General features: G+C 63.5%; 18 protein-coding genes. 8 read left to right on the forward strand and 10 right to left on the reverse strand.

The window, feature by feature from the left end; translation table 11 throughout:
* Window positions 1-77: 77 nt before the first annotated feature.
* Complete coding sequence (locus GR138_RS02010) at window positions 78-1,280, forward strand: lytic murein transglycosylase (protein ID WP_160856935.1); 1,203 nt, start codon at window positions 78-80, stop codon at window positions 1,278-1,280.
* Between the two features lie 140 nt (window positions 1,281-1,420).
* Window positions 1,421-2,353: a DMT family transporter gene (locus tag GR138_RS02015; RefSeq protein ID WP_246200253.1), complete on the forward strand. Its 933-nt coding sequence runs from the start codon at window positions 1,421-1,423 to the stop codon at window positions 2,351-2,353.
* Between the two features lie 489 nt (window positions 2,354-2,842).
* On the opposite strand, the gene metF is transcribed toward GR138_RS02015, so the two are convergent.
* The 5 genes from metF to GR138_RS02040 all read right to left on the reverse strand — a co-directional run bounded on the left by metF (window position 2,843) and on the right by GR138_RS02040 (window position 9,383).
* The gene (metF, locus tag GR138_RS02020; protein ID WP_160856936.1) at window positions 2,843-3,748 is read right to left on the reverse strand and encodes a methylenetetrahydrofolate reductase [NAD(P)H]; all 906 of its coding nucleotides are present in this window, start codon (window positions 3,746-3,748) and stop codon (window positions 2,843-2,845) included.
* 1 nt (window position 3,749) lies between these two features.
* Window positions 3,750-4,757: an ArsR/SmtB family transcription factor gene (locus GR138_RS02025; RefSeq protein ID WP_160856937.1), complete on the reverse strand. Its 1,008-nt coding sequence runs from the start codon at window positions 4,755-4,757 to the stop codon at window positions 3,750-3,752.
* Between the two features lie 172 nt (window positions 4,758-4,929).
* A complete protein-coding gene (gene ettA, locus GR138_RS02030; protein WP_160856938.1) occupies window positions 4,930-6,579 on the reverse strand; it encodes an energy-dependent translational throttle protein EttA in 1,650 nt (549 codons plus the stop codon).
* Window positions 6,580-6,696: 117 nt separating this feature from the next.
* Entirely contained in the window at window positions 6,697-8,514 is a 1,818-nt protein-coding gene (locus tag GR138_RS02035) for a hypothetical protein (RefSeq protein ID WP_246200254.1), read from the reverse strand.
* A 116-nt stretch (window positions 8,515-8,630) separates the two neighbouring features.
* Complete coding sequence (locus GR138_RS02040; RefSeq protein ID WP_160856939.1) at window positions 8,631-9,383, reverse strand: ribonuclease T2 family protein; 753 nt, start codon at window positions 9,381-9,383, stop codon at window positions 8,631-8,633.
* 174 nt (window positions 9,384-9,557) lie between these two features.
* On the opposite strand from GR138_RS02040, the gene GR138_RS02045 reads away from it, so the two are divergent.
* From GR138_RS02045 to GR138_RS02060, 4 genes are all read left to right on the forward strand, one after another.
* Window positions 9,558-10,517 (forward strand): alpha/beta fold hydrolase, encoded by a 960-nt coding sequence (locus GR138_RS02045; protein WP_160856940.1) that lies wholly within the window; start codon window positions 9,558-9,560, stop codon window positions 10,515-10,517.
* A complete protein-coding gene (locus tag GR138_RS02050) occupies window positions 10,514-11,458 on the forward strand; it encodes a DMT family transporter (protein WP_160856941.1) in 945 nt (314 codons plus the stop codon). The genes GR138_RS02045 and GR138_RS02050 overlap by 4 nt, the downstream gene beginning before the upstream one ends.
* A 97-nt stretch (window positions 11,459-11,555) precedes the next feature.
* Window positions 11,556-12,809, forward strand: coding sequence for a succinate--glutarate CoA-transferase (caiB, locus tag GR138_RS02055; protein ID WP_476749637.1), 1,254 nt, complete (start codon window positions 11,556-11,558; stop codon window positions 12,807-12,809).
* A complete protein-coding gene (locus GR138_RS02060) occupies window positions 12,806-14,455 on the forward strand; it encodes a thiamine pyrophosphate-binding protein (protein WP_160856942.1) in 1,650 nt (549 codons plus the stop codon). Before caiB ends, GR138_RS02060 begins: the two co-directional genes overlap by 4 nt.
* A 180-nt stretch (window positions 14,456-14,635) precedes the next feature.
* Here the strand turns inward: GR138_RS02060 and GR138_RS02065 are convergent, their stop codons facing one another.
* Entirely contained in the window at window positions 14,636-14,974 is a 339-nt protein-coding gene (locus GR138_RS02065; protein WP_160856943.1) for a protein tyrosine phosphatase family protein, read from the reverse strand.
* A gap of 71 nt (window positions 14,975-15,045) precedes the next feature.
* On the reverse strand, window positions 15,046-15,900 hold the full coding sequence (locus GR138_RS02070; protein WP_160856944.1) for a DUF4432 family protein: 855 nt from the start codon (window positions 15,898-15,900) through the stop codon (window positions 15,046-15,048).
* Window positions 15,901-16,199: 299 nt separating this feature from the next.
* Here GR138_RS02070 and GR138_RS02075 point away from each other — a divergent pair, with 299 nt between their 5' ends.
* Window positions 16,200-17,558, forward strand: coding sequence for a L,D-transpeptidase family protein (locus tag GR138_RS02075; RefSeq protein WP_160856945.1), 1,359 nt, complete (start codon window positions 16,200-16,202; stop codon window positions 17,556-17,558).
* 171 nt (window positions 17,559-17,729) lie between these two features.
* Entirely contained in the window at window positions 17,730-18,923 is a 1,194-nt protein-coding gene (locus tag GR138_RS02080) for a glycoside hydrolase family 5 protein (RefSeq protein WP_160856946.1), read from the forward strand.
* A gap of 52 nt (window positions 18,924-18,975) precedes the next feature.
* On the opposite strand, the gene GR138_RS02085 is transcribed toward GR138_RS02080, so the two are convergent.
* The 3 genes from GR138_RS02085 to GR138_RS02095 form a co-directional block, all read right to left on the reverse strand.
* A complete protein-coding gene (locus tag GR138_RS02085) occupies window positions 18,976-20,499 on the reverse strand; it encodes a globin-coupled sensor protein (protein ID WP_160856947.1) in 1,524 nt (507 codons plus the stop codon).
* Between the two features lie 259 nt (window positions 20,500-20,758).
* Entirely contained in the window at window positions 20,759-21,475 is a 717-nt protein-coding gene (locus tag GR138_RS02090) for a ParA family protein (protein ID WP_160856948.1), read from the reverse strand.
* Window positions 21,476-21,695: 220 nt separating this feature from the next.
* Window positions 21,696-22,454 carry a ParA family protein gene (locus GR138_RS02095; protein ID WP_160856949.1) on the reverse strand — a complete coding sequence of 253 codons (759 nt, stop codon included), beginning with the start codon at window positions 22,452-22,454 and terminating at the stop codon, window positions 21,696-21,698.
* Window positions 22,455-22,498 lie beyond the last annotated feature (44 nt).

Below are 22,498 nucleotides of genomic sequence, written 5' to 3' on the forward strand. Positions count from 1 at the left end.
AAACCTGTGCAGCGGCGTTGCGATGACGGCATGCTGAACCCAAAGACGGCAGGGCAACGGCCCAAGGAGCACTCAAGATGCGGCAAAACCTGAAGACGACACTTGCGGCAGGCCTCGCGGCCTTTCTGCTGGCTGGCACCGTGCAGGCCCAGACGGCGCCGGCAGCGGCCTGCGGCGGCGACCTCGCTGCCTTTCTCCAGGGGGTGAAGGCCGAAGCGCTGACGCGCGGCGTATCCGCCGATGTCGCCGACCGGGCGCTTGCGGGTGCTGCGATCGACCAGAAGGTGCTGTCGCGTGACCGAGCCCAGGGCGTCTTCCGCCAGACCTTTCTTGAATTCTCCAAGCGCACGGTCAGCCAGTCGCGCCTCGATATCGGCCGCAAGAAACTGAAGGATCTCTCCTCCGTCTTCGCCCGCGCCGAGCAGGAATTCGGCGTCCCCGGCCCGATCATCGCCGCCTTCTGGGCAATGGAGACCGATTTCGGCGCCGTGCAGGGCGATTTCAACACCCGCAACGCGCTGGTGACGCTCTCGCATGACTGCCGCCGTCCGGAACTCTTCCGCCCGCAGCTGATCGCCGCCGTCGAAATGGTCGGTCATGGCGACCTCGATCCGAACGGCACGACGGGCGCCTGGGCGGGCGAGGTCGGCCAGGTGCAGATGCTGCCGAAGGATATCATCGAATTCGGCGTGGACGGCGATGGCGACAGCCATGTCGATGTCAAGAAAAGCGCTCCCGATGCGATCCTGACCGCCGCGAAGTTCATCCAGCATCTCGGCTTCACCAAGGGCCAGCCGTGGATCCAGGAAGTCTCGGTGCCGGATGTGCTGCCCTTCGAGAAGACCGGCCTGCAGCCGGGCATGAAGGCGGCCGACTGGTTTGCCCTTGGCGTCAAGCCGCGCGACGGCGACACTTCCTTCGGCAATCTCGAAGCGTCCCTGGTGATCCCGCAGGGCCGTAAGGGCCCCGCCTTCATCACCTACCCGAACTTCAACATCTATCTCGAATGGAACCAGTCCTTCATCTACACGACCTCGGCCGCCTATTTCGCGACCCGTCTTGCCGGTGCACCGCCCTATGAGCGTGGCACGCCGGAAGAAGGCCTTTCGGAAGACAGCATGAAGCAGCTTCAGACCAAGCTGCAGGGCCTTGGCCATGACGTCGGCAAGATCGACGGCATTCTCGGCTCTGGCACGCGCGCCGCGATCCAGAAGGAACAGCTCCGCCTTGGCCTCCCGGCGGACGGCTGGGCGACACAGGCCCTGCTTTCCGGTCTCTAACGGAAATCGGGTGGCTGAACGCCCCCCGGGTGCTATAGGCACAAAGAGACCCAGAGCGGCATGCCCCGGTCAGACCGGGCTTGCCGCTCTTTCTTTTTCCCCTGACGCCTTATTGGCGCAGGAGGCCTCGGGAGGACAGGATGGAGCAGACCGTACCGGCACCCACACGCATGAGCGCGCAGACCTGGGGCCTGCTCGCACTGCTCGGCATGATCTGGGGCGGCTCCTTCTTTTTTGCCCGCGTCGCCGTCGCCCATGTGCCGCCGGCGACACTCGTGCTGCTGCGCGTCGGTATCGCGGCGCTGGCGCTGCACATCTATATCGCCGGCCGTTTCGACATCTACCCGACGCTGCGCGCCCGCTGGCGGGAATTCCTGCTGCTCGGCCTCGTCAACAATGCCGTGCCACATATGCTGATCTTCCTCGGCCAGACCCAGATCGGCGCCGGCCTCGCCTCCATCCTCAACGCGACAACGCCGATCTTCACCGTGCTCATCGCCAACCAGATGACCGCGGATGAAAAGCTCTCCTCCAACAAGATCGCGGGCTGCCTCATCGGCCTTGCCGGCACCGCCGTGCTGATCGGCCCTCGAGCGCTGGCACCCTTCACCGGCGACGGCGGCCCGCCGCTCTGGGCGGTGATCCTGCCGGTGCTCGCGGCCGTCTCCTACGGTTTTGCCGCAACCTACGGCAAGCGCTTCCGCGGCATCGCGGCGCCGGTTACCGCCGCCGGTCAGCTCACCGCCTCGACGCTGCTGATGTTGCCTGTCTCCCTCGCCCTTGATGCGCCCTGGCAGCTTCCCCTGCCCCCGCTCAGCGCGATCCTCGCCGTGCTGGCCCTGGCGCTGCTCTCGACAGCCTACGGCTACATCCTGTTCTTCCGAATCATGGCGGCCGCCGGCGCGACCAACACCTCGCTCGTCACCCTGCTCGTGCCGCCGAGTGCCATTCTCGCCGGCATGCTCTTCCTCGGAGAGCAACTGACGCCGCTCGGCATGCTTGGCATGGCGCTGGTCCTGCTGGGTCTCGTGGTGCTCGATGGCCGTGTTTTCGCTCGTATCCGGGTCTCGTGAAAAGAATCGGGAACAAAATGCCTATCCGGTCGTTTCAAGACGATACGCCGTATTGCGGCGCCGACATTTCGCCACATTGGTAAATGCACACTGTCGGCATTCGTCATTCGGTAGGGATTGTGAATTTTTTGTGGCGTGCACAATAGCATAGGAAATTCAGTAGATTAGCACTGTGAATAACCATCCGGCAAAGACCGGATGTTGCAATGCAGCAACAAAATGCCTTTCCAACCCGCTTTTTTCGGTCGTAATATCCGACCGTCAACGCAAGGAGGTAAGCCGATGGGACTCACACATTCCTTGAATGTTCTGATGATCAGTGCAGCATTCCTCTTCGTCGCAACGATGATTTTCATCTAAAGGCGACCTAAGCGAAGCAGAGAGAGGCAAGGGACAAGATCAAGAAACCCTGCCGAAGCTCATTATAAGAATGCATGGCCCCGGAGACGGCGCCATGCATTTTTCATTTCCAACTGAAAGAATGCGAGATCAGGCGGCGGCGCCCGTCGCACGCTGGCGGTCGATCCGCGCAAAACCCACGCCATCGCAGACCGCCGAAACCATCGTTGCTCGGTTCATCGTGTAGAAGTGGAATTCGCTGATGCCGTGGGCGATGAGGTCGCTCACCTGGCGAATGGCCAGCTCCACCGCCACGGCGGCCCGCTCCTGCGGCCGGTCGTCGACCGGGCCGAGCCGATCGGCCAGCCAGCCGGGCACGGAGGCGCCACACAGGCCGGCGAACTTCTGCACCTGCGCGAGGTTGTGCACCGGCAGGATGCCCGGCACGACCGGAATGGTGATGCCCGCCTTGCGCACGCGCTCAAGGTAACGCTCAAAATCATCATTCTCGAAGAAGAACTGGGTCAGCGCGCGGGTAGCGCCCGCGTCCACCTTGCGCTTCAGCATGTCGATATCGGCCGCGACATCCGCGCTCTGCGGATGCTTTTCCGGATAGGCCGAAACGGAAATCTCGAAATCGGCCAAGCCATGCAGACCGGCGGTCAGCTCGGCTGCATTGGCGTAGCCGTCCGGATGCGGCTGGTAGGCAGCACCGACACCGCCCGGCGGGTCACCGCGCAGCGCCACGAAATGTTTGACCCCGACGGCCTGGAACTCGGCGACGACGGCATGAACCTCTTCCTTCGTCGCACCGACGCAGGTGAGATGCGAGGCGGCCGGCAGGCCCATTGTCAGGAGCTGGCGCACAGTCGCAAGCGTCGGCGCCTTGGTGGAACCACCGGCACCATAGGTGACCGACATGAAACCCGGCGCATAGGCCGAAAGTGCGATCGCCGTCTCCCAGAGCTGGCCTTCGGCCTCCGCCGATTTCGGCGGGAAGAATTCGAAAGACAGGCGGATGTCCTTGCGGCTCAAGCTTGCGGTCGCCGGGTTCATGTCAACTCCTCCTGCGGATTGCGATAGGGTCGGCCGCCTGTTCGCGTTGATCGCGGGCAAGCCAGATGGTGACGGTCAGCGCATCGGCGGTCGACGACGCGGGTTTGAGATCGACGATCTCCTCAACGGCCAGCCCCGCCTTCTCCAGCCATTCGGAGAGGGTCTGGTGCGAGAAGCCGAGGCGGATATGCGCGTGTTCGTCGCGCAGATGCTCCAGCGCATGCGGCGCAAGGTCGATGATCGCGAGCCGCCCGCCGGGCGCCAGCATGCGGGCCGCCTCGGCGACCGCCGCTTCCGGCTCCTCGAGGAAGTGCAGCACCTGGTGGATCGTCACCACGTCGAACTCGTCCCGCTCCAGCGGCAGGTTAAAAATGTCCCCGTGACGGATCGAGGCCTTGGTGATGCCGGCACGATCGAGATTGGCGCGGGCAACCGCCAGCATATCGCGGCTGGCATCGACGCCGACGCCGCGTCGGTAAAGCCCTTCGAACAGTTGGAGGATACGCCCCGTACCAGTGCCGAGATCGAGGAAAGCGTCGACCGGCGCGGTGCCGATCATCGCGGCGAGCTTCGCCTCCACCTCGGCCTCGCTGACATGCAGGCGGCGCATCGCATCCCAATCCGCCGCGTTGCGGCTGAAATAGGCCTGCGCCTTGTCGGAGCGGATTTTCTTGAGCGCGCGCAGCCGCTCGTCATCGCGGGCGAAAACGGCATCCGCCGGGTCGATGGCATCGAGACACTGGCGGACAAGCGCCACGGCCGGACCACCTTGGCTCAGCCGGAAGAACGCCCAGGCACCCTCCTGGTAGCGATCGACAAGCGTGGCTTCCGCAAGCAGCTTCAGATGGCGCGAGATGCGCGGCTGGGACTGGCCGAGGATATCCGTCAGGTCCGTCACGGTCAGGTCGCCGTGGAACAGGAGCGCGAGAAGGCGAAGACGCGTCGGCTCGCCCGCCGCCTTCAGGATCTCGACGATGTCATCCAGTTCAAGTTTCTGCGTGTCGCCCATGACCAATCCAATCAAGACATAAAGATATGTTTATGTGATTACCCAGCATCATGCAAGGGCAAATCCCTGTCACCGATCTTCCCATCAACAGGCCCAAAGAAAAACCCCGGCAAGCCGGGGTTTTTCAGAGGATGCGAATGAGCGCCGATCTATTTCGACGGCGTCAGAATGCTCAGCGCGTCAGGCGCTTGTAGGACTGGCTGCCGGGGTTGAGGGCGTCCGGCCCAAGGCGGCGAACCTTGTCCTCTTCGTAGTCCTCGAAGTTGCCTTCGAACCATTCGACATGGCCATCGCCTTCAAAGGCCAGGATATGCGTCGCCAGACGGTCGAGGAACATGCGATCGTGGCTAATGATGATGGCGCAGCCGGCAAAGTTTTCCAGCGCGCTTTCAAGAGCACCCAGCGTTTCCGTATCGAGGTCGTTGGTCGGTTCGTCGAGCAGCAGCACGTTGCCGCCGGCCTTCAGCATCTTGGCCAGATGCACGCGGTTGCGCTGACCACCCGAAAGATTGCCGACCTTCTGCTGCTGGTCGCCGCCCTTGAAGTTGAAGGCGCCGCAATAGGCGCGCGAATTCATTTCGAACTTTCCGAGCTTGACGACTTCCGCACCGCCGGAGATTTCCTCCCAGACGGTCTTATTGCCGTCGAGCGCGTCGCGGCTCTGGTCGACATAACCGAGATGCACGGTGTCGCCGATGCGGATCGAACCGGCATCCGGCTGTTCCTGACCGGTGATCATCTTGAACAGCGTCGACTTGCCGGCGCCGTTCGGGCCGATGATGCCGACGATACCACCCGGCGGCAGCTTGATCGACAGGTCGTTGATCAGCGTGCGGTCGTCAAAGCCCTTCTTGATGCCTTCCAGCTCGATGACGACGTTGCCGAGGCGTTCGGAGACCGGGATGATGATCTGCGCATCGCCGGGCCGGATGTTTTCGGCCGCATCGACCAGCTGCTCGTAAGCCTTGATACGCGCCTTGGACTTGGCCTGGCGGGCCTTCGGGCTGGAGGCGATCCATTCCTGTTCGCGCGACAGCGCCTTCTGGCGGCCAGCTTCTTCACGGCTTTCCTGCTGCATGCGCTTGGCCTTGGCCTGCAGGTAGGCGGAGTAGTTGCCTTCATAGGGGATGCCACGGCCACGGTCGAGCTCGAGAATCCAGCCCGTGACGTTGTCGAGGAAGTAGCGATCGTGGGTAATCATCATCACGGCGCCCGGATAATCGCGCAGGTGCTTTTCCAGCCAGGCGATGGTTTCGGCGTCGAGGTGGTTGGTCGGTTCGTCGAGCAAAAGCAGATCCGGCTGCGACAGCAGCAGGCGGCAAAGCGCGATACGGCGGCGTTCACCACCCGACAGCAGCGTGACGTCGGAATCCTTCGGCGGGCAGCGCAGGGCTTCCATTGCCATCTCGACCTGCTGTTCGAGATCCCAGAGGTTCTGGCTGTCGATGATGTCCTGGAGCTTGGCGCCCTCGTCCGCGGTCTCGTCGGAATAGTTCATCATCAGTTCGTTGTAGCGGTCGAGCACGGCCTGCTTGTCGGCCACGCCCTCCATGACGTTCTCGAACGCCGTCTTGGCCGGATCGAGCTTCGGCTCCTGTTCCAGATAGCCGACGGTCGCGCCTTCGGCGAGCCAGGCTTCACCGGTATATTCCTTGTCCTGGCCAGCGATGATGCGCAGCACGGTCGACTTACCGGCGCCGTTCGGGCCGAGGATACCGATCTTGGCGTCAGGATAGAAAGACAGGTTGACGTTTTCGAGGATTTTCTTGGCGCCATAGGACTTGTTGAGCCCCGACATGTGATAGATGAACTGACGTGCCATTAAGCGTGCTCCGCATGGAAATTTGCCCGCTATGTAGGCGAATTCTGCCGCCGCGGCAATCGTGGAAAGCCGCAGTTACACGAGGCCACCGGAATCTTTCCGCCTTACTGCCTGCCCCTATCGCAAGGCGGCGTGGTCGATGCGGAAGAGCTGAAAGTCGGATTCGTGCGGCGATTGCATGCGCACGAGGCCCGGCCAGTCCCGTCCCGCCGACAGGGCGGCATAGAGCGGCGCACGTTCCGCGTCGACTTTCAGTGGAGACCGGCACACCGCGACATAGTCGAACGGCGCCAGTGCTGCCCTGCGGGTGGCGGAATCGCTGGACAGAAACGCCTCGTACATCCGCTTCATGCCGGGCGAAGCCCGGTGGAACGGCAGCGCCGCGACCGAAAATCCATCCGGCGCGGAAAACAGGATCGACATGCCGACGCCATTCGGCGCGGCGATCCGCCCCGGCGTGGCGGTAGCAAGCACGGAAAAATCCTGCCCGGCGCATTGATCGCTCGCCATGTAGTCCACGACATCGGCCGCGGGCTGGAACGGCGGCACGACAAAGAACAATCCGGCCAAAATGGCCCAGCAAAGGGTTACGGCCGCAATGATCGCGCGGCTGCTGTACTTCCGCTCGGCACCATCAGACGCCCAGCCAAGCAAAACCGGCAGGAACAGCGGCGCGAGCGCAACGGGAAAGCGGATATAGCGCGTTTGCAGGATGGTCAGGACGAGAGCGAGCACGGCCAGGCCATAGACAACCAGCCACGGCGCAAAGGCGACACGGGCCTGCCGCACGGCCAGAGGCATGACGGCAAGCAGCGCCGCCGCCAGCAGGGCGAACAGCACGATGAGGCTATAGCGCTCGCCTGCATAGAAAGACAGGATGCTGTGCTCCTGCCATATCCTGTCGAACCAATAGGCCTGCGACAGCGGGTCGATCACGGCATAGGGGCCGGCAAGGCAGGCAGGGAAGCTGAAGCCGGTGGCGCCGAGAAGAGCAACAGACGGCACGGCCAAGGCAGCAAGGCGCACCAAGGCGTGACTGCGCACCAGAATGCAGCACAGTCCGAGAATGCCGGAAAAGCCGAGCATCAGGGCAATGTAGGGCGCCGAAAAGGCGTCGCATTGCACCGACAGCATGCCGGGACCACCGAGAAAGGCGACGGCACCGACCACCGTTGCGGCGAACATGGCAAGCGAGGCCGCCCACACCACCGCTCGCGCGCCGCGAACTTCAAGCACAAAGGCAATGACAAGTGCCGAATAGGCAAAAGCAACGAATGGCAGGCCTTCGAGGCCAACGATGAGAGACGCGGCGCTTGCAAGGCCGATCAGAACCCCACCCGTCCGGTCCCACCGGCAGAGACCGAGAGCCATCGCAAGCAGGCAGAGGATCTGCACATTGTGGTGATCGATGCGCCCAGGCACGAATTCCAGAACCGCGATCGCCATGAACATGGTCATCAGGGCGAGCGTGATCATCCGCGTGCGCTGCGGAAGCGCCGATCCACCGAACAGCCGCGTTGCAAGCGATGTCACAAGCAGGCTGAAAATCGCCAGCATGACCAGCGGCCAGATCCAGAAGGCCGCCTGCAGCGCCTGCCCCGCCGGCATCACAAGCGACAGGCCCTTGGCGATCACGACATAGGGAAGATCGACGAGGCGCGACCAGGGAGAGAGATAAGGATCCGGCATCGCGATAAAGGGCAGCGTCGGATCGTACCAACTGCCCTTTTCCGACAGCAGGAAGCGGATCTGCAATTCGCGAAGCTGGTCATCGACATCGACATTGAAGAGGCTGCCATCGGCGAAGTCAGCGAGCACGATCAGGAGGCTCGTTGCGAAGACGACACCGAAGGATCGCGTCGCGGAGACGGCATCCAGCGTGCCGGCCCCAATGTCCGCCTCGGAAACACCACCCGCCATCACCCTGCCCCGCATCTCTTGCGATCCGGACGATAGGGCGGGCCGGCTTAAAATTGCGTTGCAGGCTCCCATTCCTGCCGTCGAGGCCAAAAGCAACGGCGCCTTCGCGGAAACATAGACCCGGGCGGCGGCTAGCCCGCCTGCCCCATGCCCAGGTCCCCTTCGGTGCAACGCGACTTCGTCGGCGATGACCCATCGATCAACTGCGCAAGTTTACCCTCGCCCGCGGCAAGGCCGATCGTCAGGCCGACGATGAGCGTCTTGCCGTCGGCCTTGCGGCAGCTGAGCCGCACCCGTTCGCCAGCGCCGGCGCCGAAGGCCTGGTCGAAAGCCGCCCGGACCTGCGTAAGCGACAGGGTGCCGCCGGCCTTTTGCATGAACAGCGCCCGCACCGGCGAGGCATTCAGCTGGTCCATCAGGTCCAGCGAACGGCTGTAATAGACTTCTGCCGAGGCGGCGACGCAGCTGCCGCTTCTCAGCCATTGCTGACGGTCGAGGCCAAGGCGCGCGGCGGGCATGGCGGCCAGCAGGCGCTCTTTCGTGCCGGAGGCGAGCGTAATCTCCGGCAGATCCGTCCACTTGCCCTTGCGCGCCTTCTGCTTGAGGTCGGCTTCGATGCCGCAATAGCTCTTGCGCACCTGGAAGCGGCTGAGCAGCGACAGTTGCCGCGCGGACGCGGACGCCGCGGAAAAATCCGCACAGCCGCGGCTCTTCGGCCGTGCTGCGCAATAACCGGGCTGCCAGCTGACAACGAGGACCTCTCGTTGGCCGCCGCCTGCGGGCGCCGACTGGGCGACAGCGAGACCGGCGCCCGCGATAGAGAAGACACACACGACGCAAAACAACAAAACGGCGTTGAAAATCAGTGCAGCATTTGTCTTCATGACCAGCCCTCCGCACGAGAACAAAACAAGATCATATGCAACCAAAAATCAGGAAAATGCAACCAGGAATCTGAAAAATCGCGAAAAACGGGAGAGCTTCAAAAAATACACGTCGCATCCCATTGTCTTTGCACGGCAAATCGCGTTGAGCTTTGGCAAACGGGAGGAACAGCCGTGTTTTCAGAAGCCGAGACGCTCAAAAGCCCGAGCGGGGCGACGCTTGCGCTGCGGCACGAGGCAGCCCGTGGGGAGGCGCGCGGCATTCTCCTCATCAGCCATGGCCTTGCCGAGCACAGCGCACGCTACGCCCGGTTTGCGTCGCATATGGCCGCACAAGGTTTCCACGTCTATGCGCATGACCATCGCGGTCATGGCTTTACCACCGCACCGGATGCGCCCCTCGGGCAGTTCGCCCCACGAGACGGCCTAAGCCGCGTCATTGCCGACATGCATGCGGTGCGCGACCATGCGGCCAGCCGGCATCCGGGCCTGCCAATCGTGCTCTTCGGCCATTCGATGGGCGGACTGCTTGCCCTCGCCTTCGCCGAAGCCCACCCAAGCGACATCGATGCACTCGCCGTCTGGAACTCGAACCTGGAACCAGGGCTGGCGGGACGCATTGCACAAGCCGTGCTGGCGGCAGAGCGCATGCTGAAAGGCTCGGACGTTCCAAGCAGCGTGTTGCCGCGCCTTACCTTCGATGCCTGGGGCAAATCCATCATCGGGCGGCGCACGGCATTCGACTGGCTGTCGCACGACGCCGCCGAAGTCGACGCTTACATCGCCGATCCGCTCTGCGGCTTCGACGTCAATGTCTCGATGTGGATCGATATCTTCGCCGTCACCTTCGCCAACGCCTCCGCGGTGGGCCTCGCCCGCCTGCCCAAGCGATTGCCGATCCACCTCGTCGGCGGCGCCGAGGACCCCGCGACCAATCTCGGGCGCGCAACCCTGGCGTTCGCCGAGCGGCTGAAGAAATCGCGGCTTGAGGACGTCACGACGATCGTCTATCCCGGCATGCGCCACGAAACGCTGAATGAAAGCCCGGCGTTGCGCGACCCCGCCATCGAAGCCTTTGCCGGCTGGTGCCAGCGCGTCGCAGGCGAAAGGCCCCGAACCCCGGAACACGCATGACCCAATCCGCCATCACGCCGCTGCGCCACGAGATCGGTCTCGGGCTTTTCCTCATGGTGCTTTCGGTGCTGATCTCGCCGATCATCGACATTTTTGCCAAGCTCGCGGTCACCTCGGTCCCCGCAACCGAAATCACCTTCGTGCGCCTGCTCTTCCAGATGACAGTGCTGGGGCCGATCTGCCTGCTGCGCGGCACGCTTTTCGACGTGACCTGGAGGAAGATGGGCCTGCATGCCACGCGCGGCCTGCTGATGGCCATCACCATGATCACCTTCGTGACGCCGCTTGCCGTCATGGAGGTGGCCGATGCCATCGCCATCTTCTTCGTCGAACCGATCATCCTGACGATCCTCGGCTCGATCGTGCTGAAGGAAACCATCGGCTGGCGGCGCTACACGGCCTGCGGCGTGGGGTTTTTCGGCTCGCTGCTCGTCATCCAGCCGAGCCTGCAGGAAGTCGGCCCGATTGCGCTGCTGCCGGTCGTCTCGGCCTTCTCGCTTGCGCTCTTCTTCATGCTGACCCGCCTCGTCGCCCAGAAGGAGGATCCCTGGTCGATGCAGTTCTATGCGGGCCTGTGGGGCGGGCTTTTCTCGGGCCTGCTACTCCTCTTCGGCAACAGTGTCGGCATCCCGTTCCTGACCCCGGTCATGCCGGACACAACGAACACGCTCTATATTGCCGGTGCCGCCGTCGCCGCCACCATTGCCGGCGTGCTCGGCGTCTATGCCTATCGTTCGGCCCCCGCCTCCACGCTCGCCCCGCTGCAATATCTGGAGATCGTCTCGGCCACCATCCTGGGCTGGTGGGTGTTCGGTCACCTGCCGGACGCGGTGAAATGGCTCGGCATCGCGATCATCATCGCCTCCGGCCTCTATGTCATCTGGCGCGAGCGGCAACTGAACAAGATGGCGACGACACCACCCGTCTCCGCGCCGATCTGACGAAAACGCATGAGGCATCATGTCAGTCTCAGCCGTCATGATGTCCTGATCCCCTCCCGCTATCGTGCCCGCCGGCTTTTTGTTATCCAGAGTGAAAATGGGCGAAAAGCCCGGCGGCGTGCTGCGTCGCGGCCCCGTCGAGGAGGAGTGCACGATGGAGAAAACGAACCTGCCGCTTGCCGGCATCCGGGTTATCGAACTGGCGCGGGTTCTCGCAGGCCCCTGGGCCGGCCAGATGCTGGCCGATCTCGGCGCGGACGTCATCAAGATCGAAAACCCCGATGGCGGCGACGATACACGCGCCTGGGGGCCGCCCTTCGTGACGGGCAAGGACGGCGAAAACCTGTCCGCCGCCTACTACCACTCCACCAACCGCGGCAAGCGCTCCATCGCCGTCGATCTCAAGACGGAAGAAGGCCGGGATGTCGTCCACCGGCTGATTGCGACCGCCGATGTTGTCATCGAGAACTTCAAGGTGGGCGGCCTCGTGAAATACGGGCTCGACTACCGGAGCCTCGCGCAAAAGCACCCGAAACTCGTCTATTGCTCGATCACCGGCTTCGGCCAGGACGGTCCCTATGCGGCCCGCGCCGGCTACGACTACATCGTGCAGGGCATGTCCGGCTTCATGTCGGTGACGGGCGCGCCCGACGGCGAGCCGATGAAGGCAGGCGTCGCCATCGCCGACATCTTTACCGGCATCTATGCCGTCACCGCCATCCAGGCTGCCCTCATTCATGTCATGAAGACCGGTGAAGGCCAGCATGTCGACATGGCGCTGCTCGATGTGCAGTCGGCCGTCATGGCCAACCAGAACATGAATTTTCTCGCCTCCGGCACCGCGCCGAACCGGCTCGGCAATGCGCATCCGAACATCTCGCCCTACGAGGTCGTGCCGACATCCGACGGGCACATCATCCTCGCGGTCGGCAATGACGGGCAGTTCCGAAAGCTCTGCGGCATCCTGAAGCTCGATGGCGTGGGCGAGGACGAACGCTTTGCGACGAACCGCGCCCGTGTCGCCTACCGCAACGAGGTTCGCCGCCTCGTCACGGGCGCGACGGCCGGCATCACCAAGGCCGACCTGCTCGATGCCTGCGAGCGCGAGGGCGTGCCGGCGGGGCCGATCAACTCCATTGCCGAAACCTTCGACGATCCGCAGGTGAAGGCGCGCGGGCTGCGCGTCGATCTGCCGGATGCCGAGGGCAACCTCATCCCGGGTGTGCGCACACCCATCGTGTTTTCCGGCACACCGCTCGCCTACATCCGGCCGAGCCCGCGGCTTGGCGAACATACCGCTGCCGTCATGGCGGAGCTCAGCACTCTCGAAGCAGGAAAGAACAGCGCATGAAGACCGGTGGCCAGTTGATCGTCGACGCCCTCGTAGCCAACGGCGTCAAGCGTGTCGCCTGCGTGCCGGGCGAAAGCTACCTCGCGGTGCTCGATGCGCTGCACGATACAAATGTCGACGTGCTCGTCTGCCGCCAGGAAGGCGGCGCGGCGATGATGGCGGATTGCTGGGGCAGGCTCACCGGCGAGCCCGGCATCTGCATGGTCACGCGCGGCCCCGGCGCCACGAACGCATCGGCCGGCCTGCACATCGCGCGGCAGGATTCCATTCCGATGATCCTGTTCATCGGCCAGGTGCAGCGCGACGCGCGCGAGCGCGAAGCCTTCCAGGAGGTCGAGTACCGCCGCGCTTTCACCGAGGTCGCCAAATGGGTGGCGGAAATCGACGATGCACGCCGCATTCCGGAATTCGTCACCCGTGCCTTCGCTGTCGCCACCTCCGGCCGGCCCGGCCCCGTCGTGCTGGCACTGCCGGAAGACATGCTGACGGATACGGTCGAGACGGTCGCCGCGAAGCCCTATATGCCGGTCGAGGCGCATCCGGGCCGCAAGCAGATGGCGGAACTGGCAAGCCTGCTCGAAGCGTCCGAACGCCCTCTCGTCATCCTCGGCGGCACGCGCTGGTCGGAGGGAAGCGTTGCGGCCTTCACGGCCTTTGCCGAACGCTGGTCGCTGCCCGTCGCCTGTTCTTTCCGCCGGCAGATGCTGTTCGATCACCAGCACCCGAACTATGCGGGCGATTCCGGCATCGGCATCAATCCCGCGCTGGGCAAGGAGATCCGCGAGGCGGACCTCGTCGTCCTGCTCGGTGGCCGCTATTCCGAAATGCCGTCCTCCACCTACAGCCTGCTCAAAGTGCCCTACCCGCAGCAGAAGCTGGTGCATGTCTATCCCGATCCGTCGGAACTCGGCCGCGTCTATCGCCCCGATCTGGCGATCTGCGCCGCACCGGACGATTTCGTCGCAGCACTGGAAGGCCTCGCGCCGAAGATGGCACCGCGCTGGGCTGACCGCACCGCCGCCCTGCATGAAAGCTATCTCAAATGGTCGACCCCGCCGATGACCGGTCCGGGCGACGTGCAGATGGGGCCGATCATGGCCTGGCTGGAGAACAACACCGCGGAAGACACGATCTTCACCAACGGCGCCGGCAACTACGCCACCTGGGTGCACCGCTTCCACCGCTTCCGCCGCTTCGCCACGCAGGCCGCCCCGACCTCCGGTTCGATGGGCTACGGCCTGCCGGCCGCGGTCGCCGCCAAGCAGCTTCACCCCGATCGCGAGGTCATCTGCTTTGCCGGTGATGGCTGCTTCATGATGCACGGGCAGGAATTCGCGACCGCCGTGCGCTACAAGCTTCCGATCATCACCGTCATCGTCAACAACGGCATCTACGGCACGATCCGCATGCACCAGGAACGGGAATATCCAGGCCGGGTCAGCGCCACGGACCTCACCAACCCTGATTTCGCGGCACTCGCCATCGCCTATGGCGGCCATGGCGAGACGGTGGAAAAGACCGAGGATTTCGCGGCCGCGTTCCTGCGTGCCCGCGCCAGCGGCAAGCCGGCAATCATCGAGGTGAAACTCGATCCGGAAGCGATCACGCCGATGCGCACACTCTCGGATATTCGCAGCGGGAAGTAGGCTGGCGAGGGGTGTCAACGCCCCTCATCCGCCTGCCGGCACCTTCTCCCCGCAAGCGGGGCGAAGGGGTATGCCGGACCAAACATCATCCCATGAGTGAGACTGAGACAGTGCCCCATCTCCCTTCTCCCCACTTGCGGGGAGAAGGTCGCGGCAGCGGGATGAGGGACTAGCTAACCCTCAGTCGCGAAGGCGCTGGGCCTGCTCGTAGGTTTTCGTCGAGCGCATGCCGGAACGGCAATATCCGAGCATCGGGCGCGGCAGGTCATCCAGCGCGTCGACCATGCCGTTCACCGCTTCGGCGGTCACGCCCATCGGGCCGACGGGCACATGCGCCGTCCCGATGCCGAGTTCCTTGGCGCGGGCAGCAATCACCGAGAAATCCGGCTGGCCCGCTTCCTCGTGATCCGGGCGGTGGCAGACGATGGATTTGAAGCCCAAAGCGGCAACAGCGTCGAGATCTTCCACGGTGATCTGGCCGGAGACGGAATATTCGTCGTTGATCGCGCGGATATCCATGGGTGGGTCCTTTCGAAATGGGTGCGCTCACCGTTTAAGCGTGCACTGCCAGAGCGTCAATCGTGCGAAATCTAGCGGATCTCGAAGGCAAGGCCGTAGCTGGCACTTTCACCGGGATTGAAATCCGGTGCGTCCCCTGCTGCAATCAGCGCGTCGCGCGGCGCAAACCGGTGCGAGACCGGCTCGATACCCAGCACGGCCGAACCCGGCGACTGGTTTCGCCAGACCTGAAGATAAGGCAGGCTATCGGTACGGAAGCGGATATGGACGCTGCGCCCGTCCAGCGCGGCAATCGGCCCGACCGTGACTTCCGCCCAGCCATGCTCCGCTGTCTCGGCCGCCGGGACGCAGAATATCTGCGTATCGCCATCACCGAACCGCCACGGCTGGCTACCGCCCGGCAGCATGGTGCCTGTCAGCCGGGTGTTTTCGTCGAAGAGGCCAGTGCCGAAATTGATGTGATACATGGCGAAGCGCGGCCAGGACGTGTCCCCGGTGTTGCTGATGACGTCGTCGAGGGCAATGTGGCCAACGCGCCGGTCCGCACGCCAGCGGCGGGCAAGCGTGGCCGACCCGCCCTGCGCCACCGAAACCGCAACATGTCCCTCGCAGATCACCTCCCCCTCGTCCTCCTCGATCAGGATATCCTGCGCCGGGTTCGAGCACAGCGAGCCGTGCAGCGGGTAACGCCGCCCGTCGGATGCTCCCTCAATCGGCACGGGATGGCGGATATGATCCGGCCCGCAGGTGAACAGGAACCCTCGCAGCGCCTTGTCGATGCGCGGATCGCCATCCGTGGGAACGGTGGAGCCCGGCGAAAGATCGACACCGTGGAAAACCGCGCTTCCAATATCGAGCACCGATTGCGGCGTCAGGTCGATGCGAAACGATTGCTCGGGCGTGTCGGCAGTCAAGGCGAAGGTCATCCGGGGCTCCGGTGGAAAGCGGTGAGAGGCATGCATGCTAGTGGCAAGGCGTCCGCAAGACCATGGGTCGCGCCACCTCTGCCTCGATCTTTCCACGGAACCATCACGGCCGGTCACAAGTTTTTGCAGTCTATGTTGACGCAACGTTCACCATCGATTCAGTTTTTCCATATTAAGGTCTGAATTGAAGTGTTCCGTCCGCACGATACGTGCAAGCTGGCAGGTCAAGAGCCGTGAATTCTATTTTTAAAACAAGCGTTTCACTCCTCGCAGCGGCATCCATTCTGGGAATCGCCGCCATGCCCGCCTTTGCCCAGCAGCGCTATTCGTCAGCCGATACCGTGCTGATCACGCCGAATGGCGATATTCTGGACTATGTTCCCGACGCCGGTATGCGCGTGATGCGCGACAACCGCGGCCGCACGGTCTACGTCGACGACTGGGGCAATGTGGTTGCCACCGCCATGCCCGCCAACCGCTATTTCGCCCGTGGCGGTGATGACTATCGCCCACGCCGGGACCGTTACCGCGCGGTGCCCGGTTATCCCGAAACCAGCCCGGATTATTTCCCGCCAGCACCCGAATCCGACTATGGCGACGAACTGACGACCAGTTCCGTGCCGGAAATGCGCGAGGCCCTGCCGGGTGATATCGAACGCCAGACGCTGCCGGACGCCGATTTCGGCGGCTCGCAGCCCTTACCGGACCTCAACGGAAACGACGACAGCGCCGCCCTGCCCGAAAACGGCATCGATCCCAATGCCGAATACGTGCCCGGTCCGAAATTCGAGCCGGCGACGGCGCTCGGCAAGCTGTCCTCCGCGGAAATTACCGCCCTTCAGGTCTTTCTCGACCGCGAAGGCTTTTCGCCGGGCGTGATCGACGGCAAGAAGGGCTCCAACGTCATCAAGGCGATCGAGGCCTGGCAGAACAGCACTGGCGAAACGCTGGACCCGAACAATGCCGACGATATTCTGGAGCGCCTGCGCCTCTCCGGCGGCATGGCCTTCACCACCTACGAGATCAGCGCTGCTGACGCGGCCGGCCCCTACGTTGCTTCCATTCCGAGCGACTATGCGGAAAAGGCCGCGCTGCCGCACCTCTCCTTCACCTCGACGATCGAGATGCTGGCCGAAAAGTTCCATATGGACGAGGCCTATCTCAAGGATATCAACCCGGGCGTCGATTTCACGATCCCCGGCACGATCATCAAGGTCGTCGATACCGGCGAGAAGAAAACCGGCAAGGTCGCGAAGATCCTCGCCGACAAGGGCCGCAAGCAGGTGCTCGCCTATGATGAGAATGGCACGCTGATTGCCGCCTACCCGGCCAGCATCGGCTCCGCCGACACGCCGTCGCCCTCGGGCTTGGTGACGGTCGAGCGTATCGCGCTCAATCCCGGCTACACCTACAATCCGAAAATCAATTTCCAGCAGGGCGCCAACAACAAGGTGCTGACCCTGCAGCCCGGCCCGAACGGCCCGGTCGGCACGGTCTGGATCGCCCTTTCCAAGCCGACCTACGGTATCCACGGCACGCCGGACCCGTCGAAGATCGGCAAGACCCAGAGCCATGGCTGCATCCGCCTGACCAACTGGGATGCGACCGAACTTGCCAAGATGACAAGCGCCGGCGTCACGGTCGAATTCGTCGACTGACAGCGCCGGAAATGAACAGGCAAAGCCGGCTTTTCAGGGCCGGCTTTTGTTTTTCCGGTGGAAAATCCGCTTCCGCCATGATGCAAACCGGAAAACGCCCGTTTTGGCGGCGAAGCAGCGACGGCCACAAATGGCGTGGCCCCTCGCCTATCCCCGCTAATTCGGTATCCCATGCTGCAAAAATTCCGCTCCGCCGTCCTTTGCCTCGCGCTTGCCGGCGCGATGCCGCAGGCCGCCTCCGCTGCCGATCTCATGACCTTCTGGGACACGCCGCAAAGAGGCGGCAACAGCTTCAACGCCAGCGAACCGGACAAGGCCTACTTCGACGCGCTCGCCGCAACCGGCGCGACCTGGGTGCGCCTCACCTTCAGCAAATGGAAGGGCGAAGGCCGCGACACCCTGCTCGGCGATGCCGACCACTATAAGGGACTGCCACCGAAAGACCTCGCCAGGCTGCGCGAAACACTCGATGCCGCGCACGCAGCCGGCCTCAAGGTCGTGCTGACGCCGCTCAGCCTGCCCGGCGCGCGCTGGAAGCAGCAGAACGACGGCGCATTCGACGACCGGCTCTGGTCGGATCGAGCCTTCGCCGATCAGGCCGTAGAATTCTGGAGCGATCTCGCCACCGCGCTGAAGGACCACCCCGCCGTCGCCGGTTACAACCTCATCAACGAACCGGCACCGGAAAAGACGACGGGGCTTGCCGAAAACGGCACGATGGCCGACATCCGGGCCTGGCAGGAGAAGAATAGCGGCGGGCCGCGCGACCTGCCAAAACTCTATACGCGCATCATCAAGGCGATCCGCAAAGTCGATCCGGTCACGCCGGTGATGGTCGATGGCGGTTATTACGCCAATCCGCGCGCGCTCGCCGCCTGGCCGAAGCGGCTCGCCGATGACAAGGTGCTCTATGCCTTCCACATGTACGAGCCTTATAACGCGACGAGCGCGCCAAACATGAAACGCGAGACGCCGCTTCGGTATCCCGGCGCCACCACGAATTATGCTGGCGGCACCATGACGTGGGATCGCAATGCGGTCGCGGACCATATCAACACGGCCTTCGACTGGGCGAAGACGCAAGGCCTGCCGCCAACGCGCGTCGTCGCCGCTGAATTCGGCTGCATGCGGCTTTGGGCCGATTGCGGCACCTACCTCACCGACGTCATGGATGCCGTCGAGGCAAAGGGTGGACACTGGGCCTTCTATTCCTTCCGCGAAGACGAATGGGAAGGCATGGATTACGAGCTTTCGGCAAAAGTGAAGCCCGGCCAGTTCTACTGGCTCAAGGAACAGGGCAAGGCCGCTTCGCTGCCACGCGACGGCGCCCTGATGGACCTTCTGAAAACGCGGATGCAGAAATAACAAAGGCCGGGCAGCGTGGCGCTGCCCGGCCTTTTTGCGCCGTCCCAAGGGCTTAGGCGGCGCGGCTGTAACCTGAGCCGTGCGCGGGCTGCGCTGTACCGCCGGTGCGGAAAGCGCTGAGCTGGGCGGCGATGGAGGCCGCCTCCTGCGTCAGCGCCTGGCTCGCGGCATTGGCCTGTTCGACCATCGCGGCATTCTGCTGGGTGATCTGGTCCATCGCGTTCACCGCCTGATTGACCGCCTGGAGACCCGTTGCCTGCTCCGCGGTGCTGGAGCGGATGGTGTTGAAGACCGCGCTCACGTCCACGACCTGCGACACGATCTGGCGCAGCGACTGCGCAACCTCGTTGACCGAACGCACGCCGTCCTCGACCTGGCCATGCGACTTGGCAATGAGATCCTGGATGTCCTTTGCCGCATCGGCACACCGCTGGGCAAGCGCACGCACCTCCGACGCCACGACCGCAAAGCCGCGACCCGCCTCGCCCGCGCGTGCGGCCTCGATGCCGGCATTCAGCGCCAGGAGATTGGTCTGGAAAGCGATTTCGTCGATGACCTCGACGATGTTGGCGATGGCCGAGGACGAGGCCTGGATTTCGCCCATCGCGACAATCGCATGTTCAACGACTTCGCCGCCGCGCTGCGCATTGTCACGCGCCGCCATGACGAGCGCATTCGCCTCGTTGGCGCTCTGCGCCGTCTGGCGCACGGTGGTCGTCACCTCTTCGACGGCGGCCGCGGTTTCCTCGAGATTGGCGGCCTGCCGCTCCGTGCGCTTGGCGAGATCGTCGGAGGCGGCCGCGATCTCTTGCGCACTCAGGTGGATGGAGCCCGCGCCGACGCCAATGTTGCCGATGGCCTGCGAGAGCGTGGAAATGGCGTGGTTGAAATCCTCGCGCAACGTCTCATAGGCTTCCGGCAGCGGCCCGGTGATACGCGCCGTGAGGTCGCCATCCGAAATCCGCTTCAGCGCCGCACCGAAACTGTCGCCGACGATCTTGCGCTCCTCGGCAACGACCTGCGCCTGCACCGCCTTCTGCTTGGTGACGTCGGATGTGTCCATGTAGACGGAGATCGAGAGATCCATATCGAGGAACACGGCCTTGAGCAGGCTGGAAAACTTGGCGGCGAATTCCTCCGGCCCGATCTCCTGGCGGGCAAAAAACCCCGGCTTCGGCCAGAGCGACTTCGCCGCTTCGGCCAGCAGGTGTTCGACGATCAGCGCGTAGCCGCCGATATACCAGCGCGGCTCCAGGCCGATGCGCGCATGCACATGGCCGATCGTCTGCACCTTCGCGGCATAGTCATGGGTGAAGTCGCCGGCAGCGATATTTGCCCAGTGACCGAGCTGCGCAGTCTTCGCACGGTCGATATGCGCGTCGTTCGAAAAGAGGTGGCTGACTTCCGGGCTCTTGCGCACGATGGCGTAGAATTTGTCGAGCGCCGGACCGAGCTCCTTCTCGATGAAGGGCTTCAGGCTGCGCAACCGTTTCAGCGCCGGTTCGTCCAGGCCGAGATAGTCCAGACGGCGCGCGATATCGTGGTTTTGGCTGGCGGTTTGCGGGGCTGGCTTCATTCCGATTGGGTATCCTGGCAACACGAGAAACTGGGGAAAGCGACAACGCTCTATCGGGACGGCAATGCCAGATGGCTCGCTCGCGCCCGCGATCCCTCATGGATCACGCCGAAGACAAAGAGCCTTCGAGGACAGCTTTCAGACGCAATATCACTAGGTTGGGCATGGTAAATTGTTTCTTACCAGGCCTTGCATCGAATGGGGGCAACGGCTGCGCATTTGGTCGCAGCCGTTCCTGCCTTTCGTCAAATCTGCTGACTCAAGCCGCGCGCGAAATCGTGCGGAAGAAGCCGCGCGCCGGGGAAACCCGCGTGCGCGTCGGCATGAGGCGCTGCACTTCCTCGGCGAAGAGCCGGGCGTTTTCGCGGGCCTTATCGAGGTTGCTCACCCTGGCCGGATCCATCGAATACAGCGTGCCGCCACAGTCGAAAATATCGCGGAAAGCGGTACGCTCGCCGATCGGCGTGTCCAGCACGGCTACACCACGCGATGACAGCAATGCCTTGATGGCGGTCATGGCGCGTGTCGTCACCATCGAATTCATGCGGGTGAGCACGACCGAATGGCTGATGCGGATGCCCGCCTTCTCGTCCAGTTGCTTCAGCAGTTCGAGGATCTGTGCGGCACCGCGCGCATCCATCGCACAGCCCTGCACCGGGATCATCACATGATCCGAGAGACCAATGGCGGTGGCGACCAGCGCATCGCGGGCACCGGCGAGGTCGATGATGAAATAGTCGGTCGTGTCGCGATTCTCGCGGATATGGCACTGGATGGACGCCATCGAGACTTCCGAGATGACGGCGATGTTGTGCTGGCGGCCGGAAATCTCGTGCCAGTGGCTGATCCAGCGCTGCGGGTCCGCGTCGAGAATGGTGATGCGGTGGCCCTGGCTGGCAAGCTCTGTGGCCAGGATGAGGGCCGCGGTGGTCTTGCCCGCGCCGCCCTTGGCATTGGCAAATGTGATGACTGGCATGTCTTTCCCCGTGAATGCTGCGAGCGTGCTCATCGCTCTCGTCAGGCGACCCTGTGCAAATGGCGCCCGCTTACTTAAACCTTTCAAAACATGGTTAACGAAATGGAAATTTCCGCATCGCGAAGATTAATGAGACGAAGACCGACGCGTGCCGATTGCCGGAAGAAAGCCTGGAAAACCAGCGTTCTGCGCGCACGTGTCAATTGTTAACGGTAAGAAATCAGGGCGCTGCCGGCAGGCCCACCGGAGCCGGAGAAGGCAAACCGACGCGCGCCGGAGCGGCAGGAACCGCCCTCGCCCAGATCTTGCTCGCCTCCTCGACACCGACGAGACGCAGCACGTCATCGGCAAGAACCTGCATGTTGAGGATCGCCTTGTCGAGATTGCTCACCCGGCCACCATTCATCGAATAGAGCGTGCCGCCCGTCTCGAACATGTCGCGGAAGGCGCTGCGTTCGATGACAGGCGTGCCGACGACGGGAATTCGTGCCGCGTCCAGCACGGCCTTCACATTGCGCAAGGCGCGGGTGGTGACGAGCGGATTGACGCGCGACAGCACCACCGCCCGCTTGATCGGCACATGCGCATTGGCGCTGACGAGTTCGATCAACTCCAGCACATGCGCCGCGCCACGGCTGTCCATCGCACAGCCCTGCACAGGCACCAGCACGAGATCGGAAAGGCCGGCGGCAAACGCGACCAGAGCATCGCGCGCGCCCGAGAGGTCGATGATGACGTGGTCATGGCTGCTTCGCAAGGTTTTGAGATGAGCCGCAAGATTGAAGACGGCGACATTGTCCAGCAGCGTCAGCCCCTCGCCGAGCCTTGCGGCACGCACCCAGCTTGCCGCCAGCTTCAGTTCATCGCAATCGAGAAGCGCGGTGCGCAAACCGCGTTGCGCAAGTTCGGTGGCCAGCAGGACCGCCGCCGTCGTCTTGCCCGAACCGCCCTTGGCGTTCGCTATCGATATGACTGCCATGATCGTACCGCCGCATCAAACCGCCATGAGACGCCGGAGCGGCG

It is taken from the genome of Shinella kummerowiae, assembly GCF_009827055.1.
GTDB lineage: Bacteria > Pseudomonadota > Alphaproteobacteria > Rhizobiales > Rhizobiaceae > Shinella > Shinella kummerowiae.

Bases quoted from the DNA above. Each gene is read 5' to 3' on its own strand.
- GR138_RS02010 (WP_160856935.1), top strand. From the start codon at position 78: ATGCGGCAAAACCTGAAGACGACACTTGCGGCAGGCCTCGCGGCCTTT.
- GR138_RS02015 (WP_246200253.1), top strand. From the start codon at position 1,421: ATGGAGCAGACCGTACCGGCACCCACACGCATGAGCGCGCAGACCTGG.
- metF (WP_160856936.1), bottom strand. From the start codon at position 3,748: ATGAACCCGGCGACCGCAAGCTTGAGCCGCAAGGACATCCGCCTGTCT.
- GR138_RS02025 (WP_160856937.1), bottom strand. From the start codon at position 4,757: ATGGGCGACACGCAGAAACTTGAACTGGATGACATCGTCGAGATCCTG.
- ettA (WP_160856938.1), bottom strand. From the start codon at position 6,579: ATGGCACGTCAGTTCATCTATCACATGTCGGGGCTCAACAAGTCCTAT.
- GR138_RS02035 (WP_246200254.1), bottom strand. From the start codon at position 8,514: ATGCGGGGCAGGGTGATGGCGGGTGGTGTTTCCGAGGCGGACATTGGG.
- GR138_RS02040 (WP_160856939.1), bottom strand. From the start codon at position 9,383: ATGAAGACAAATGCTGCACTGATTTTCAACGCCGTTTTGTTGTTTTGC.
- GR138_RS02050 (WP_160856941.1), top strand. From the start codon at position 10,514: ATGACCCAATCCGCCATCACGCCGCTGCGCCACGAGATCGGTCTCGGG.
- caiB (WP_476749637.1), top strand. From the start codon at position 11,556: ATGGGCGAAAAGCCCGGCGGCGTGCTGCGTCGCGGCCCCGTCGAGGAG.
- GR138_RS02060 (WP_160856942.1), top strand. From the start codon at position 12,806: ATGAAGACCGGTGGCCAGTTGATCGTCGACGCCCTCGTAGCCAACGGC.
- GR138_RS02065 (WP_160856943.1), bottom strand. From the start codon at position 14,974: ATGGATATCCGCGCGATCAACGACGAATATTCCGTCTCCGGCCAGATC.
- GR138_RS02070 (WP_160856944.1), bottom strand. From the start codon at position 15,900: ATGACCTTCGCCTTGACTGCCGACACGCCCGAGCAATCGTTTCGCATC.
- GR138_RS02075 (WP_160856945.1), top strand. From the start codon at position 16,200: ATGCCCGCCTTTGCCCAGCAGCGCTATTCGTCAGCCGATACCGTGCTG.
- GR138_RS02080 (WP_160856946.1), top strand. From the start codon at position 17,730: ATGCTGCAAAAATTCCGCTCCGCCGTCCTTTGCCTCGCGCTTGCCGGC.
- GR138_RS02085 (WP_160856947.1), bottom strand. From the start codon at position 20,499: ATGAAGCCAGCCCCGCAAACCGCCAGCCAAAACCACGATATCGCGCGC.
- GR138_RS02090 (WP_160856948.1), bottom strand. From the start codon at position 21,475: ATGCCAGTCATCACATTTGCCAATGCCAAGGGCGGCGCGGGCAAGACC.
- GR138_RS02095 (WP_160856949.1), bottom strand. From the start codon at position 22,454: ATGGCAGTCATATCGATAGCGAACGCCAAGGGCGGTTCGGGCAAGACG.